At 66.9% G+C, this 15,177-nt stretch carries 15 protein-coding genes; 6 read left to right on the plus strand and 9 right to left on the minus strand.

Translation table 11 applies throughout. From position 1 onward, the window contains the following. Positions 1-39: 39 nt before the first annotated feature. Positions 40-1,461, minus strand: coding sequence for a trehalose-6-phosphate synthase (locus ASF18_RS06730; RefSeq protein WP_055954941.1), 1,422 nt, complete (start codon positions 1,459-1,461; stop codon positions 40-42). A gap of 413 nt (positions 1,462-1,874) precedes the next feature. Here ASF18_RS06730 and ASF18_RS06735 point away from each other — a divergent pair, with 413 nt between their 5' ends. The 5 genes from ASF18_RS06735 (at position 1,875) to ASF18_RS06755 (ending at position 4,620) form a co-directional block, all read left to right on the plus strand. Next, on the plus strand, positions 1,875-2,354 hold the full coding sequence (locus ASF18_RS06735) for a hypothetical protein (RefSeq protein WP_156394190.1): 480 nt from the start codon (positions 1,875-1,877) through the stop codon (positions 2,352-2,354). 10 nt (positions 2,355-2,364) lie between these two features. Next, positions 2,365-2,760, plus strand: a complete 396-nt coding sequence (locus tag ASF18_RS06740) for a phage holin family protein (protein ID WP_056217248.1) — start codon at positions 2,365-2,367, stop codon at positions 2,758-2,760. After that, positions 2,757-3,149, plus strand: coding sequence for a DUF3618 domain-containing protein (locus ASF18_RS06745; protein ID WP_056350366.1), 393 nt, complete (start codon positions 2,757-2,759; stop codon positions 3,147-3,149). Before ASF18_RS06740 ends, ASF18_RS06745 begins: the two co-directional genes overlap by 4 nt. A gap of 69 nt (positions 3,150-3,218) precedes the next feature. Then, positions 3,219-3,947: a hypothetical protein gene (locus ASF18_RS06750; protein WP_082487175.1), complete on the plus strand. Its 729-nt coding sequence runs from the start codon at positions 3,219-3,221 to the stop codon at positions 3,945-3,947. A gap of 121 nt (positions 3,948-4,068) precedes the next feature. Further along, the gene (locus ASF18_RS06755) at positions 4,069-4,620 is read left to right on the plus strand and encodes an alpha/beta hydrolase (protein ID WP_056217242.1); all 552 of its coding nucleotides are present in this window, start codon (positions 4,069-4,071) and stop codon (positions 4,618-4,620) included. Positions 4,621-4,623: 3 nt separating this feature from the next. Here ASF18_RS06755 and ASF18_RS06760 read toward each other — a convergent pair whose 3' ends face one another. The 8 genes from ASF18_RS06760 to ASF18_RS06795 form a co-directional block, all read right to left on the minus strand. Next, positions 4,624-5,655: a TIGR01620 family protein gene (locus ASF18_RS06760; protein ID WP_056350368.1), complete on the minus strand. Its 1,032-nt coding sequence runs from the start codon at positions 5,653-5,655 to the stop codon at positions 4,624-4,626. Between the two features lie 21 nt (positions 5,656-5,676). Then, on the minus strand, positions 5,677-7,116 hold the full coding sequence (locus ASF18_RS06765) for a YcjX family protein (protein WP_056350581.1): 1,440 nt from the start codon (positions 7,114-7,116) through the stop codon (positions 5,677-5,679). 113 nt (positions 7,117-7,229) lie between these two features. Next, positions 7,230-8,477 carry a hypothetical protein gene (locus ASF18_RS06770; RefSeq protein WP_056350371.1) on the minus strand — a complete coding sequence of 416 codons (1,248 nt, stop codon included), beginning with the start codon at positions 8,475-8,477 and terminating at the stop codon, positions 7,230-7,232. 54 nt (positions 8,478-8,531) lie between these two features. After that, the gene (locus ASF18_RS06775) at positions 8,532-9,050 is read right to left on the minus strand and encodes a histidine phosphatase family protein (RefSeq protein WP_056350372.1); all 519 of its coding nucleotides are present in this window, start codon (positions 9,048-9,050) and stop codon (positions 8,532-8,534) included. A gap of 14 nt (positions 9,051-9,064) precedes the next feature. Continuing rightward, the gene (locus ASF18_RS06780; protein WP_056269645.1) at positions 9,065-10,045 is read right to left on the minus strand and encodes an aldo/keto reductase; all 981 of its coding nucleotides are present in this window, start codon (positions 10,043-10,045) and stop codon (positions 9,065-9,067) included. A 98-nt stretch (positions 10,046-10,143) separates the two neighbouring features. After that, the gene (locus ASF18_RS06785; protein WP_056217221.1) at positions 10,144-10,995 is read right to left on the minus strand and encodes a MoxR family ATPase; all 852 of its coding nucleotides are present in this window, start codon (positions 10,993-10,995) and stop codon (positions 10,144-10,146) included. A 98-nt stretch (positions 10,996-11,093) separates the two neighbouring features. Further along, positions 11,094-11,744: a hypothetical protein gene (locus tag ASF18_RS06790; protein WP_056217218.1), complete on the minus strand. Its 651-nt coding sequence runs from the start codon at positions 11,742-11,744 to the stop codon at positions 11,094-11,096. Further along, entirely contained in the window at positions 11,741-12,985 is a 1,245-nt protein-coding gene (locus ASF18_RS06795; RefSeq protein ID WP_056350374.1) for a hypothetical protein, read from the minus strand. The genes ASF18_RS06790 and ASF18_RS06795 overlap by 4 nt, the downstream gene beginning before the upstream one ends. A gap of 264 nt (positions 12,986-13,249) precedes the next feature. Between ASF18_RS06795 and ASF18_RS06800 the strand changes: the two genes are divergently transcribed. Continuing rightward, on the plus strand, positions 13,250-15,091 hold the full coding sequence (locus ASF18_RS06800; protein ID WP_056350377.1) for a cation:proton antiporter: 1,842 nt from the start codon (positions 13,250-13,252) through the stop codon (positions 15,089-15,091). Positions 15,092-15,177: the final 86 nt, after the last annotated feature.

Genomic DNA, 15,177 nt, shown 5'->3' on the forward strand with positions numbered 1-15,177 from the left:
TCGTCCCGGGTTTAGGCGTCGCCGGACGACGCCGACAGATCATTCCGCAGCGGCGGCGGTACGGGGCGGCTCACGCTCGATCGTTCGAAAGTTCTCGAGTTCCGCCATGAAATTACGCGCCCACCAGTCAACATCCTCGCGCGTCATACGCTCGACCATGGGCTTCCAGCGCTCGAGGCGCTCACCGCGTGGCATGTAGAGCGCGGTACGAATCGCCTCCGCGACTTCGAAGCGGTCATAGGGATTGACGAGAAGCGCCTCGGGCAACTGTCGGGCCGAGCCAGCGAATTTCGACAGCACAAGAACACCGGGATCCTCTTCCGTCTGCGCGACGACGTACTCCTTGGCGACAAGGTTCATCCCGTCGCGCATCGGCGTAACGAGACCGACGCGTGCAGCCCGATAGAGGCCGGCGAGGACAGGACGGGGATAGGCCTTGGTGACGTACTGGATCGGCGTCCAGTTCGGCTCGCCGAGTGTTCCGTTGATGTGTCCGACGGTCTCGTTCACCTCGCGGCTGAGGTCCTCGTATTCCGGAACTTCGGTCCGGGATTTCGGGGTGATCTGAAGATAGACCACGTTCCCGCGCTGGTCCGGGTTGGAGGCGAAGAAACGGTCCACCGCCTCCATCCGCTCCGGCACACCCTTGGAATAATCCAGGCGGTCGACGCCGATCAGCAGCTTGCGCGTCCGCAGGCCCGCCATCGTCTCGCGGACGGTACGGTTGGACCCGGCATTCTCGGCCGCTTCCTTGAATCCGGCCACATCGATCCCGATCGGGAAGCTGCGGATGCGCGTGCGGCGGCCGTCCACCATCAGGGAGCCACCGCCGAGGGGAATCGCTCGAAGTTCGTCGATGAGATTGCGTGTCAGGTTGTGGACGTCCGGATCGGTCTGCAGACCGATCAGATCGTAATCCGCGATGCCGCGCAGAAGATCGCCACTGGCGGGGAGCGTGTTGAACACGTCTGCCGCCGGCCACGGGATGTGATGGAAGTATCCGATCGGATTGGCGATCCCGAGCCCGCGAAGCTCGGAAGCCAGGGGCAACAGGTGGTAGTCGTGCACCCAAATGATGTCGTCGGGTTCGACGAGGTTCGCGAGAGCTCGGGCGAAGATGCGGTTCACACGCTGATAACCGGCATAATCGGAGCGCGAGAAGGCTCCAAGGCCGAGCCGGTAATGCATGATCGGCCAGAGGGCGCGGTTCGCGAAGCCGCTATAATACTCCCGATGGTCCTGCGGTGACAGATCGACCACGGCGTAACTGATATGCCCCCGATCGATCAGGGTCGGTTCGCTGGATGGATTCTCGACGACATTGCCGCTCCAGCCGAACCAGAGGCCTTCATAGGCGGTGAATGCCTCTTTGACGGCCACTGCGAGGCCACCTGCCGCAACGGCTTTTCCCCCTTCCTCGGGGATTGCAACGCGGTTCGATACGATGACGAGACGTGCCACGAAGCCGGCTCCGGTCCTCACGGGTCCCGCGCAGAATTGCGCGCGACCAGACTGATACATTGGGTGAACGCGCGGAAGCCGAGCGCGATCCGTCGGTGCAGCCAAGCGCGTTCGATGGACCCGGGTCAAGACCTGAATGCGTGGGGTTCACGGCAAACAAACCCACTTCAAAACCCGTCCTGTCTCATTCCGGCGCCCGGCGTTGCATCTCGCAGACATCGCCGAACACCCTACCGAACACCGCAACGCTCAAGCTTTCGCGCCTTGCTAGACCGCGGCTGAACGGAGCCTGACGCCGGTCGTCCCAGGCCTCGTCCGAGACGCGGTACCCCAAGGCGGAACCCTGTCTCTTCCGCTGCTGTTTAACCGTCGCAAATGCCGTTTCTTTTCAACTCGTGCCGAGGAGTATCACCGTGACCGCAAACCAACCCCCAGGCCCCATGGGCGCGGAGCCGGCGAACCAGGCGGCCGATTGGAAGGCTCTGCGCGGCGATGTCGAGGGGATCGCGGATGTTGCGGCGGAGCGTGGCCGCAGCTTCGTCGAAGCGGCTCGTTCGCACGCAACCGACTACATCGACCAGCGCAAGGGCGACGCCGCGCGCTCCGTGACCGACCTCGCGACGTCCGTCCGGGAGTCCAGCAAGACCTTCGAGGCGCAGCCTAACATCAGGGCCTTCTTCGACAGTGCCGCCGATGGTCTCGAGCATCTCGGCACTTCAATCGAGGAACGCAGCTTCTCGGAATTCTACGAGGATGCAGAAGCGTTCGCACGGCGCGCTCCCGTGGCGGTTGCGGTCGCGACTTTCCTTACCGGCTTCGTGGTGGCCCGCTTCATCAAGTCGACGAGTGCCGCACCTCTGAACAGTACCCATCCGACCTCCCATCGCCTCTGAGGACCGTTCGATGACCACCGGTCCGCAATCCAGTATCCAGGGCCTGATCGGCGACGCCCTGCGGGAAACCAACGAACTTGCGCGGAAGGAGATTGCCCTCTTCCGCAATGAGATGACCAGCAACGTCCGAGCGCTGTTCATCGGCCTTGGGCTCCTCGTCGGCGCCGCCGTCTTCGGCGTCGTCGCTCTCTTCGTCCTCGTCGACGCCTTGGTGAAATGGCTTGCCACCATGGTTCACTCGGAGGCCCTCGCCGCCTTGATCGTCGGCGGCGTCCTCCTCGTCGTCGCTGTGGCGCTTGCCTTGATCGGGCGAAATGCCATGTCGCTCTCGACCCTCGCCCCCGTGCGCACGACCCGCCAAGTCCGCGAGGACGCCCGTACATTGTCTGAGAGGGTCTCGGGATGACCGAATCGTTGAACGATCTGGAGAAGGACATCGAGGCGAGCCGTGCCCGTCTCGACCAGACCATTGACCAAATCCAAGAGCGGCTTTCAGTCTCCAGCATCGTCGACGAGATGCTAGGCAACGCTCGGCGTACGCCGCTCAGCGGCGCCTATGATGGGGCTCTGGAGGCGGTGCGGCGCAATCCGGTTCCGGTGCTCCTTATCGCCGCCGGAGTCGGCTGGCTTATCCACCGCATGTCGACCAACCAGACGACGCCGGGAATCCGCCGGCGCGCGCGCCTCGCGGTCGACGGCCTTCCGGTGACGAAGACGGGCGCCGACCGCGTCTACGATCCGGATCTTCCGACGCAGCGTCCCGTCAACCATCTCGCCAGCGAAACCCAGATTTAGGCCCTCGCGGACAACCGCACGTGACCCGATCCAGCCCATGCGGCCTTCGGCGACTCTCAGGAGCAACCCATGAGTTCGACCCAGAAACCCGGTGACGAGCACCGCTCGCTCCCCGACGATATCGCTCTCGCCGCCGGAATGCCGCGCGGCCATCAGGCCGAAGGCTCCCTGCACGATGTGCCGAGCCCGGGCTCCCACCACTCCGGCACCGAGGCACACAGCATCTACACGACGGAGGGCAGCCATGGTTCCTCGACCACCGACGAGGTGAAGGCCCGCGCCAGCGACCTCCGCGACCGCGCGGCTGAGACCGCAGGCGACGTCCGCGACCGCGTTTCCGACACGGTTCAGGACCTGCGTGAACGGGCTTCGGATGTTTACGACGACGCCCGAGGCTGGGCATCGGACACCCGCCAGGAGGGGCGCCGCCGCATCAACGATCTCAGCGAGCGCAGCAGTGCGCGTCTCCAGGATGGCCGCTCGGCCGTCGAGGACTTCGTATCTGAAAACCCACTCCTCGTTGGCGTCGTTGGACTCGCGGCCGGTCTCCTCATCGGCGCCCTGCTTCCACGGACCCGCACCGAGGACGAGAATGTCGGTCCCTGGGCGGACGAAGTGCGTGACCAGGGCCTTCGCTACGCCCGCGACGTTACCCATCGCGGACGGGACTTCGTCGCGAGCGCCCTCGATCCAGAGAACCTGAACACCGCCGTTCAACGGGCCGCTGGCAACGAGCAGCCGGAGACCGGCGCTCCCGCACAAGCTCGGTCACCGTCCTCCGCGCCCAAGGCGCATTGATCGATCACGCGGATCTTTCGCGTCAGGCACGAAAGGGGCGGCACACAATCGTGCCGCCCCTTTCCACATCGAGAATTTCGAACGACTCGACGACGCGGAGCCCCGCCGGTATCGCAGAGCCATGAAGATTGCCGACTGCGAGATCCTAATTTTGCCGGGCTATGCCGGCTCTGAAGACGAGCATTGGCAGGCTCGCTGGGCCGATCGGCTTTCCACGGGTCGAATCGTTGTACAAGACGACTGGCATCACCCTGATGCTCAAGCTTGGCGCGCGCGGATCGTCGGGGCTGTGAACGGCGCGACCCGCCCCGTGATCCTGATCGCGCACAGCCTCGGCGTTGTGGCCGCGGTGCAGGCCGCCTCGGACTTCGCGCCGGGCGTTGTGCGTGGTGCGCTTCTCGTCGCCTTCCCGGACGTGGAGACGACGCCGAACCTGCCTGCCAGCGTCACCGCCTTCGCACCGGTGCCGCGCTCTCCCTTGCCCTTCCCGTCCCTGGTGGTCGCCAGCCGCAACGATCCCTATTGCAGCTACGCCCGTGCCGAGGACTTCGCTTATGCCTGGGGTGCCGTCGTGGTCGATGCGGGGGAGGCCGGGCACATCAACGTGGCGAGCGGGCACGGTCCCTGGCCGGAAGGCCTGATGCGCCTCGCCGGCTTCATGAAGACCCTGTAGCGATCAGCCCTTCGGCTCATCCGTCAGCGGCTTGAGCAGTTCGCCCGCCACGTCCGAAAGTCGCGGCGGCGCCTCACGCACGAACGGCAGCGGGCGGCAGACTGCCAGCGCGGCAAGGCCGAAGCGAGCCGTCATTAGGCCGTTAAGGACACCCTCGCCCAGCTTCGCCGAGACGCGGGCGGCAAGGCCGAGGCCGAGCACCTGCTGGATCATACTCTCGCCGACCGCCATGCCCCCCGTCACGGTGAGATGGGCGAAAGCGGCACGCGCCAAGCGCAGGAAACCGAAAAAGCCCGGGCGTCCGCCATAGATCGTGGCGATCCGGCGCAACAGGCGCACGGCGGCAAAGATCACGAAGGCGACGTCGACAATGGCACGTGGGCTCAGGGCGGTCACCGCCGACACCTGCTTGGCCGAGGCCGCGATGGCGTTGCGAGCCTGGCGATCGAGGGGCGCGAGCAACTCGTGCTCGGCGAGGCCGATGCGGTCGTCCACATCGAGGATCGCGTCGCCGAGGGTGGCGAGACGAGCACGGCCCGCCGCCAACGCGGTACGCTCGGCGTAGAGACCCGTCAGGTCACGCACAACGGCCTGCGCGGCGGAATGGTCGCGGGTGGCAATCGCCTCGATCGCCCTGGCGCGGACCCGCTCGATCTGGCGCTCGCGCCAGATCCCCGACAACTCCCGGGCGACGAGGGCCAGGAATGCGACTGCCGCGACGGCCAGCAGGACCAGGGCGACGGTGCCGAGCCAGGGGGCGGCGCTGAACAGGTCTGCGATCAGGCGCTCCACCGACAACCCGACGCCGAGGGATACGAGACCTCCGAGAGCGATAAGAAGCAGGCTGAGCCACGGAGCGCGCGCCTTGGGGGCGACAGGCACCGCAACACCGTCGGCCGCATCGACGACCTCGAAGGGCTCCTCGACGATTCGGACATTGGCCGCCGCCGCGGGAGACGGCGCAATGCCGTCGGTGATCTCCTCGGATCCGCTCGGCGGAATGCGAAAGGCACGGGGGCGGTTGCTCGAGCTCATGACTGGGACATCCCGGAGGTCTTAGGCGAGTTTGTCGCCGATGAGGAACTGCATGGCGCGGTCGAGCCGGATCTGCGGCAGGTTACCAGGCCGGCCGAGGGCATCGGGTTTCACGAGGGGCGGTCGGAAGCGGGGAAACCGTAAGGACCCGGGAGGGACGGCTCCTTCCAATACCAATTCCGGGCGCTGCGGCAGCTCACCGGGGAAGATCGCCGCCTCGCTTAAGCCGTCGAAGATCTCGTCCCCGACGCGCTCGCCCGCTTCCGGCGTACCGGATACGGCACGGAGGATCTCGTCTCCGTCATGCACGGTGGTCTCACGCGTTGCCCGGACCGAAGCCAGGGCGACGGTGCCGACCCGTGCGCCCGCCGCCTCCGTCCGCCGCATCGCCCGCGAAACGAGCAGCCGTAGCAGGGCGTCGAGGCGATCGTGGCTCGTTTGGTGCAAATGGTCAGCCTTTGTGGCGGCGAACAGGATCCGCTCGGCGCGTGGCGCAAACAGCCGGGACAGAATCGTGTTGCGCCCGATGCGGAAGCTGAGAAGCACGGCATCGAGCGCCTCCTCGAGCTCGGCCAGCGCGGCCGGTCCGGCATCCACCGCCGCCAGGACATCGACGAGGACGATCTGCCGATCGACTCGCTGGAAGTGGTTGCGGAAGAACGGCTCGACGACCTTCGCCTTGTAGGCTTCGAAGCGGCGTTCCATCAGTCCGGCGAGACTGTCCGGCGCCAGGATCTCAGGCAGGTTGTCGAGAGGCGCGAAGGTCAGGGCCGGCGAGCCGGCGAGATCGCCAGGCATCAGGAAGCGTCCGGGCGGCGTGGTCGCCACGGCTTCGGGACCAGCGCGTAGGGCCGAGAGATAGGTCTTGAAACCGGTGCTGGCGCGCTCGGCCACCACTTCGTCAAGGGCGCCGTGCGGGTCGAGACCCCTCAGCATCTCGAGCCAGGGCGCGGCCATCGCTCCGCGGCCACTTCGGCGCGTGCCCGCGATGGTGGAGCGCGACCAGGCGGTGTAACTTTGATCGATCAGTGCGAGGTCGAGAAGCCACTCACCCGGATAGTCCACGACATCGAGCATCAATGTGCCCGGACCGGAGCGCCAGCCTCCGGATCTCTCATACTCGATGGCGAGGCGGAACTGGCTGATCCGGTCGGTCGAGCGTGGCCAGAGTCGCTGCTCGGTCAGGGCAGCGTAGTGGTCCTCATAGGGAAAGCGCGGAATGTCGTCGTCCGGCTGCGGCACGAGGCGCGCCCGGCGCAGGCGGCCCTCGTGGGCCGGCGCAAAGGCCGGAAGGGCATGGGCTTCGACGAGGTGATGGATCAGGGCCGTCGTGAAGACGGTCTTGCCCGATCGCGCGAGACCGGTGACGCCGAGCCGCAGGGTGGGCTGGATCAGCAGGTCGCTCGATGCCTCGGCGAAAGCCTTGACCGCGGAACCCGCACGCGCGGCGAAGCTGTTCATGGCAACCTTCTTATGGGGCGGGTTGGGGAAGGCGAGGCTGGACGCCGCAGCGATGTCGCTGAGGTGGCGCGACCACAACGCCGCTGCAAGACGTGCGGGTCAAGCCTCGCTGCTCAGGGTGCCGTGACCGGTGCGTTGGCGGCGGCGAGGGTGTTGGTATCGAGACGCTCAATGGCGGTCTCCACCAGGGCCGGGGCAGCGCGCAGGGCCCCGAGCTCCACGCTCGACATCGCCTGCATGACCGGGCGCAGGTTCGGCAATGGACGTCCGTCGGGTCCGAACAGCTCGAGGTCGTCTTCGACTTTCAGGCCGACGCTGGCGGCGATCCGCGTGGCATAGTTGCGGATGCGGGTCTCATCGTTGCCGCAGACCGGCGCCGGCACGCTCAGATCGAGAGGCGGCAGGCTCGACGTGCCCGCCGTAATCGCCGGCAGAGCGGCGGACTCCGCCACGAAACGCTCCTGCAGATGCGCCACCGACCCGGCTTTCGTAGGCGGCACACGCTGTTGAGCCGTCGATGCGGCGCTCAGAACAGCGCTCGGCTCGACGAGAAGCACGGATGGCCTGGCGATCATCGTCGAGGGCTTCACCAAAATTTCGGAAGGGCGGACCAGCAGTGCCGATTTCGATGGCGTCGCCGCTGCCAACTTCGTGGAAGCTGGACCTTTGGCTGTCTCGCGCACCGGGCTCGGACGCCCCCGTAGGCGCGCCAGGGGCGACCAAGGCTGAATCCGCAGAGGGCCGCCCCGTCCCACAATGGCCGCGCGGGAGATGCCGCCGCGCGAATGGCGAGCCAGGAAGCGGGCCCGGAGCGTGCCGCCGATCCCGCGGGGCGCGATCTCCGGAGAAATCCTCGTGCCTGTTCGACGGCTCGCGAGGGGTGCGACCGACCCGCCGATCCGGCACTCTGCGGGTGCCCAGCGCCGCACGATGGCGAGGGCCGACCGGCGGCCGAATTCGCGATAGTAGCGCCGAAGCAGCTGCGCCGCCGCATCGGCGCCATCGGCCGCGGTGGCGAATCCGGTATGACCCTCGCTGTCCGCGCCGATCTCCCCGTTCCAGCGGGCCTTCTTGATGCACCAGTAATTGTTCAGCTTGACGCAACGGGCGACGAAGGCCGGGGCGCCGGACGTGTAGCGGGCCACTAGAGCGAGTGAGGCGGGGCGCAGGCTTTCAGCTGCCTCATAGCGCCAGTTCGAGACGGCCCGGCCCTCGGATTCGAAGACCGGGAAGGGCGCAGAATTCCTTTCGGATGCCGCAGATGCCATCCGCCAGCGCGTCGCGTCCGGTCGAAGATCTTCGATCGTCGCCTCCAGGCGCGGCAGCAGCGTCGAGAGGACGAGGAGCGTGGTCAGGAGCACGGGATCTGCGAAGCTTGTTCGGGATCAGGGCAACGGCGTCCGGGCCAGAAGGGTTCAATCCGCGATGTCGATGTCCCTCGGGGCGACGAACCGCTCCAGCCGTCCCATCCCGGCAGCGACCGCATTCCAGGCGTCCCCGTCGAAATCCAGGACCACCACAGAAGCGGTGGGAAACTCCAGCGCCAGCCGCTTGCGTCCGTCCTTGTCGCCGGAGCCGGCCAGCCGCATCGCCAGATCCTGCAGGCCGGGATTGTGACCGATCATCAGGAGGCTCCCCACCATATTCGGCGTCGACCGCACGACGGCGAGCAAGGCCGTTTCCGGCGCCTCGTAAATCGATGGGACGATCTCGGCCTCGGGCCCCTGCAGGGCGCTCTGTATCGCATCCCAGGTCTCGCGGGTGCGCTGTGCCGGAGACACGACGACCGCCTCGGGAATCAAGCCTTCGGCCGAAAGGTACGCCCCCATCTGCGGGGCGGCGCGCTTGCCGCGGTTGTTCAGCGGGCGATCGAGATCGGCGATGCCGGGCGGACGGTCGGACTTGGCGTGACGCAGGAGGATCAGGCGACGCATGCGGGCTTGGACTTTCAGGTGAATCCGACGACGGGATGCGGGGTATAGGGCGCTTCGAGGGCACTCACCTCCTCGCTCGTAAGGTCGAGATCGAGAGCCGCGACGGCATCCGCGAGATGGCTCGGCTTTGACGCGCCGATGATCGGCGCGGTCACCACCGATTTCTGGAGCAACCAGGCCAGGGCGACCTGGGCGCGCGGCACGCCCCGCGTGGTGGCGATGGTCGAGACCTGAGCGACGATGGCCCGATCGGCCGCATCTGCGGAGGCGTAGAGATGCCGGCCGACCTCGTCGCTATCCTGACGCGCGCTGCGCACATCCCAGTCGCGGGTCAGCCGACCCCGGGCCAGAGGGCTCCAGGGCAGCACCGCGATGTCCTGATCCAGACAGAGCGGCAGCATCTCACGCTCCTCTTCCCGGTGCAGCAGGTTGTAGTGGTCCTGCATCGTGGCGAAGCGGGTCCAGCCGTAGCGGTCGGCCGTGAAGAGCGCCTTGGCGAACTGCCAAGCGTACATCGATGAGGCGCCGATGTAGCGGGCTTTTCCGGCCTTCACCACGTCGTGGAGCGCTTCCAGCGTGACCTCGATCGGCGTCCCGTAATCCCAGCGGTGGATCTGGAAGAGGTCGACATAGTCGGTGCCGAGGCGCTTGAGACTGGCATCGATGGAGGCGAAGATCGCCTTGCGCGAGAGTCCACCGGCATTGGGCTGGCTCTTCAGAGGAAAGAAACACTTGGTGGCGAGCACGACGGCGTCGCGGTCGGCATAGTCGTGCAGGGCGCGCCCGACGATCTCCTCACTGGTGCCGTCCGAATAGGCATTGGCGGTGTCGAAGAAGTTGATGCCGAGATCGAGCGCCCGCTTGATCATCGGCCGGCTCTCGTCCTCGCGCAGGGTCCAGGGATGGGGACCGCGCTCGGGAACCCCGTAGGTCATGCAGCCGAGGCAGAGAGGCGAGACGTCGAGGCCGGTGCGACCGAGCTTCTTCAGATTCATCGGAAGCGTTCCACTGGAGACGAACCTTGCGCGGGCCGCCCGATCTATCTGGGTTCCGCCGATGCGCCGGGCCAGGGGCCGACGCCCGATGGTGCGGCTTAGTTACCGCGCTGCTCGCGCCGCATGAGGAAGGCGAGCTTCTCGAACAGCCCGACATCCTGCTCGTTCTTCAGGAGCGCACCGTGCAGCGGCGGGATCAGCTTGCGGCCATCGCGCTCGCGCAGGGTCTCGGGCGCCACGTCTTCGGAGACGAGAAGCTTGAGCCAGTCGAGTAGCTCGGAGGTCGAGGGCTTCTTCTTCAGACCCGGGACCTCGCGGGTCTCGAGGAAGACGCGCAGGGCCTCCTCGACCAGACGGTGCTTGATACCCGGATAGTGTACCTCGACGATGGCCTTCAGGGTCTCGGCGTCGGGGAACTTGATGTAGTGGAAGAAGCAGCGCCGCAGGAAGGCGTCCGGCAGCTCCTTCTCGTTGTTCGAGGTGATGATGACGATCGGGCGCCGCTCGGCCCGAACCGTCTCGCCGGTTTCGTAGACGTGGAATTCCATCCGATCGAGTTCGGTCAGGAGGTCGTTCGGAAATTCGATGTCGGCCTTGTCGATCTCGTCGATGAGCAGCACCGGGCGCTCGGGGGCGGTGAAGGCCTCCCACAGCTTGCCGCGCCGGATGTAGTTGCCGATGTCCGAGACGCGCGGGTCGCCGAGCTGGCTGTCGCGCAGGCGCGAGACTGCGTCGTATTCGTAGAGGCCCTGCTGCGCCTTAGTGGTCGACTTGACGTTCCAGGTGAGGAGTGGCGCACCGAGGCCCTTAGCGATCTCCTCGGCCAGCACCGTCTTGCCGGTACCGGGTTCCCCCTTCACCAGCAGCGGTCGCTCCAGCACGATGGCGGCGTTCACCGCCGTGGTCAGGTCGGAGGTCGCGACGTAGTCGGCGGTACCGGTGAAGCGCATGGCGGAACTCGCGGGATGGGGACGCTGAGAAATCCGGGGTTAGAGCGCGGCCGGGATCCCCGCAAGGCACCGTCCGCGGCCGACGAAGACCGGTCGTGCTAGAGCGTCTTTCCGTCGTGCCAGACGCAGTTCGATGCCAGGATGCCGAGGTTGACGTCGGATTTCTGCGGTTGGGGCAGCGTCTTTCCGTCCATAGCGAGATCGATCTTGATCTCGACCTGCCCCTTCGCCTCGTTCTGGCGCCGGGAGAAGTAGCAGTATTGCTGGAACGGCTGGTCTTCGTTCGCACGAAAGTTCCAGCCGGTGACGATTTGGCCGTCCATGTAGGGCACCTGCTTGAACACGGTGAAGGTGGTGTTCACGGGGGCCTTCGAGGCCGGCGCGGCGTCGTTGCCGAGCTGCGCCTTCGTCGGAATCGGCGCTCCACCCGCCTTCGGCACCCCGCCCTCGAGCTTGAGGACGTTATCCGTCAGTGTGACCTCGCCCTTGGTCTTCAGGGTCACGTCGGACAGGGCCGCCTGCATCGCGGCCGCAATCTTCTCCGCCGCCGAATCGAACTGGTTCATGTAGGCATAGCCGTAGGACGCCGCGCCGAGTCCGGCGCCGGCGAGAAGCAGGAAGGCGCCTGCCCCGATGGAGCGGAACAGGAAAGCGCGCGCGGCGATGATGCGCGCCTCGGCCCGAAGGCGTCCGTTCACGCTCTGAGCGAGGACGACATTCTCAGGGGTGCCGGGGGTATGGATGCTCACGCGCCGGCTCCTGCGCTCGCGGCCTGTGCCGAGCCACGTCGATCGATCGGGATCACCGCGCCGCCGGCCGCGGCCGTTGCCGGAGCCGCGGGTGTCGCGGCGGCCGGCGCCTGGGCAGCGACGGAAGGCTCATCCGGCACGCCTCGAGGCTGGCTCAAGGCCATTTCCTGGCGCAGGGCGTCGGTGATCGAGTCGAGCATGTAGGGGGTCGCGGCCGGGTCGACGGTGGCACCGAGGTCATCCTCGTCCATGAAGGTCTTGCGCACCGACACGGCGCAGAGGGCGAGGATCGTCGACGCGAAAGCGGCACAGACCGCCGGCACGAACACGAAGATCCGCAGGAAGGCGTGGACCTGCGCCTCGCTCACGTCGATCGGGTCGACGCCGTAGACCATGGCGGTGAAGGAGTGCAGCTGCGAGCGGTTGACCGAGTTGCGATAGGCCTGCTCGGCGTCGGCGACCTTGCGCTCCGCCGCGCCCCGATCGAGGTCGCCGCGGGCCTTGCGTGCCTCTTCGAGCATCTTCGTCACGGCGCCCCGGTCGGAGCCGGCCTTCGCGACGCTCGCATTGAGGGTCGCCGTGCGCGGATCGGTGACGCACTTCATGTTCGAGTAGCGCTGACCACGGCTGTTAGTGCCGTAGACGCGTTCGCAGCGCTGCGCCGGCAAGCCGGCGAGCTGGCTGGCGTTCTCGGCAGCGCGCTTCTCGATCTGATCGAGCTCGGTCGTGTACTGCGCGACCCGCGCATCCGCCGTGGCGATGCGGTTGTCGATGGTGCCGCGATCGGCCTGTGCGTCCTTCAGGGCGGTCTTCGCCTTGGCGGCGTCCATCAGGCGCGGATGAAACATCATTTCGCCGAGCTGGGACACCGACTTGGTGGTAACGCCGGCCGCGAAGATGATGCCGACGATCGCCAGCGCGCGGATGAAATAAGAGCGCTGCGTGCGGGCCAGAATCCCGAGGGGGACGCGGCACAGCTCCACCGCCGCGTAGACCAGCGGGGCGAGGAGCATGAAGTAGAACGCCTGCGAGTCGCCGTCGCTGTAGACGCCAGCGAACAGCCACGCTCCCCAGAGCGAGGCACCGATGACCATGAACTCGACGAGATAGGCGATCGCGACGTAGCCCCACTTGATGCGGTAGCCCCTCTCGATATGTCGTTCGTGAGTCCAGCGGTCGGACTCCCGGCGCCAGTCTCGGGCTTCACGTTGCACGTCGCGGTTGGGCGGCGTCTTTCGCATGGGGCACTCGTGTCTCGAAACGCGACGCTGCGCGCTTAACCGTCCGTTAAGGCTTTGCCTTATGCGCATATTGTGCCGTTTTTGCGCCGCATCAGCGGTGCTGACCAGCACGGTCTCCCCATCCGAATGGTCGCAGCCGACCATTTTGTTGTTTCCGCGTGTGTGCGCTGTTGCGCCGGGATGGCCCCGGTGCCCATGGTCATAGACGGACTGGGCCGGGGCGCGCCCGTCCATTGCTCCGGCCGCTGGAGACATCCCCGACTGATGACGGACGTGCACGCCGGCTCCTACAAGGAAGCGATCCTATTCCTCGTCACCGCGGGCGTGGTGGTACCGTTGTTCCATCGGCTGCGCATCAGTCCGGTGCTGGGCTTCATCGGGGCGGGCGCACTCCTCGGTCCCTTCGGTCTCGGACGCTTCGCCGAGACGCACCACTGGGTCTCGACCTTCACCATCGCCAACCGGGCGGAGATCGCGCACCTCGCCGAGTTCGGCGTGATCTTCCTCATGTTCATGATCGGCGTCGAGCTCTCGTGGGAACGTCTGCGAACGCTCCGCCGCCTCGTCTTCGGCCTCGGCTCCATCCAGGTCCTTGCCTCCTCGGTCGTGATCGGCCTGATCCTCCTGTCCCTGTCAGTGCCGCTCGCCGCCGCGATCATCGTCGGACTGGCCCTCGCTCTGTCCTCGACCGCGATCGTGCTGCCGGTCCTGGCGGACCAGAAGCGACTGAATACCCCGGCGGGCCGCGCAAGCTTCGCGGTCTTGCTGTTCCAGGACCTCGCGGTGGCCCCGGTCCTGTTTGCCATCGCGGTGCTCGGCAGGAACGACGGCTCGGATGTGGGGGGCGCCCTCGCCCTCGCTCTCGGTCAGGCGGCTGTCGCCATCGTGGTAATCGTCGTGGTGGGACGCGTGGCGCTGCGGCCGCTGTTCCAGCTGGTGGCCCGAACGCGCTCGCCCGAGCTGTTCATGGCGGCCTGCCTCCTCGTCATCATCGGCACCGCCGTGACGGCCGCCGCCGCCGGGCTCTCGATGACCCTCGGCGCCTTCGTGGCCGGGCTGTTGCTGGCGGAGACCGAGTATCGCCGCGCGATCGAGGCGACGATCGACCCGTTCAAGGGCCTGCTGCTGGGGGTATTCTTCGTCTCCGTGGGCATGAATCTCGATCCAGCCCACCTCATGTCGGCCCCGGGCGCGGTGCTGGGGCTCGCCCTGGCCCTGATCCTCATCAAGGGCGCCGTCATCGTCATCGCCGCGCGTTTTCTGAAGCTGTCCCGGGCAGTGGCCGTCGAAGCAGCCCTTCTGCTGGGTCCCGGCGGCGAGTTCGCCTTCGTGCTGATCGGTGGCGCCTTGGCGGGCGGGCTCGTGCCCGAGGAGGTCGGGCAGGCCGCCCTGGTCGTGACCACGGTGACCATGATCGCGATCCCGGCCCTCGCAGTGCTGGCACGACGCCTCGGCAAGCGACTCTCGACCGCGCAGCTCGGCCGGGCGCGGGCCGAGCCGGTGCCGGATCGTCAGCAGAACCGGGTCATCATCGCGGGATACGGCCGCGTCGGGCGGCTCGTTGGCGAGATGCTGGTCCGACACAAGATCCCGTATCTCGCCCTCGACGCGGATGCGGCCCGAGTCTCGGAACATCGGCGTCTGGGTAATCCGGTCTACTTTGGGGATTCGGCCAATCCCGAGCTGCTGCGCCGCTGCGACATCGCCAATGCCCGGGCCCTCGTCGTTACCCTGGACAATCCCAGGGCCGTCGAGGCGGTGGTGGAAGCAGCCCGGGCCGAGCGGCGCGACATCACCATCGTGGCGCGGGCGCGCGATGCCCGACACGCCACCGCGCTCTACGAGATGGGCGTCGATGATGCGGTTCCCGAAACCATCGAGGCATCGCTCCAGCTCTCTGAAGCCGTCCTCGTCGATGTCGGCGTGCCGATGGGGCTCGTGATCGCTTCGATCCACGAACGACGCGACGAGTATCGGGCGATGCTGAAGCGGAAGGAGACCGAGGTCCGGCCGGCCTTTCGGGCTCGCCGCACCGTCGGCAAGGTCGTGGAAGTCCGGGACGCGACGCCTGCGGACGAGGCCAAACCGGTCAGCAAGACCGCCTGAGGAACGAACCCGAGCGCTTCAGAGCAGCCGGCCCTGGCCACGGGGGGGCATCACGGGCACGGACAGGGAGTTCGAAGCGGATGGTT

Origin of the sequence: Methylobacterium sp. Leaf89, from assembly GCF_001422215.1 — a bacterium.
GTDB lineage: Bacteria > Pseudomonadota > Alphaproteobacteria > Rhizobiales > Beijerinckiaceae > Methylobacterium.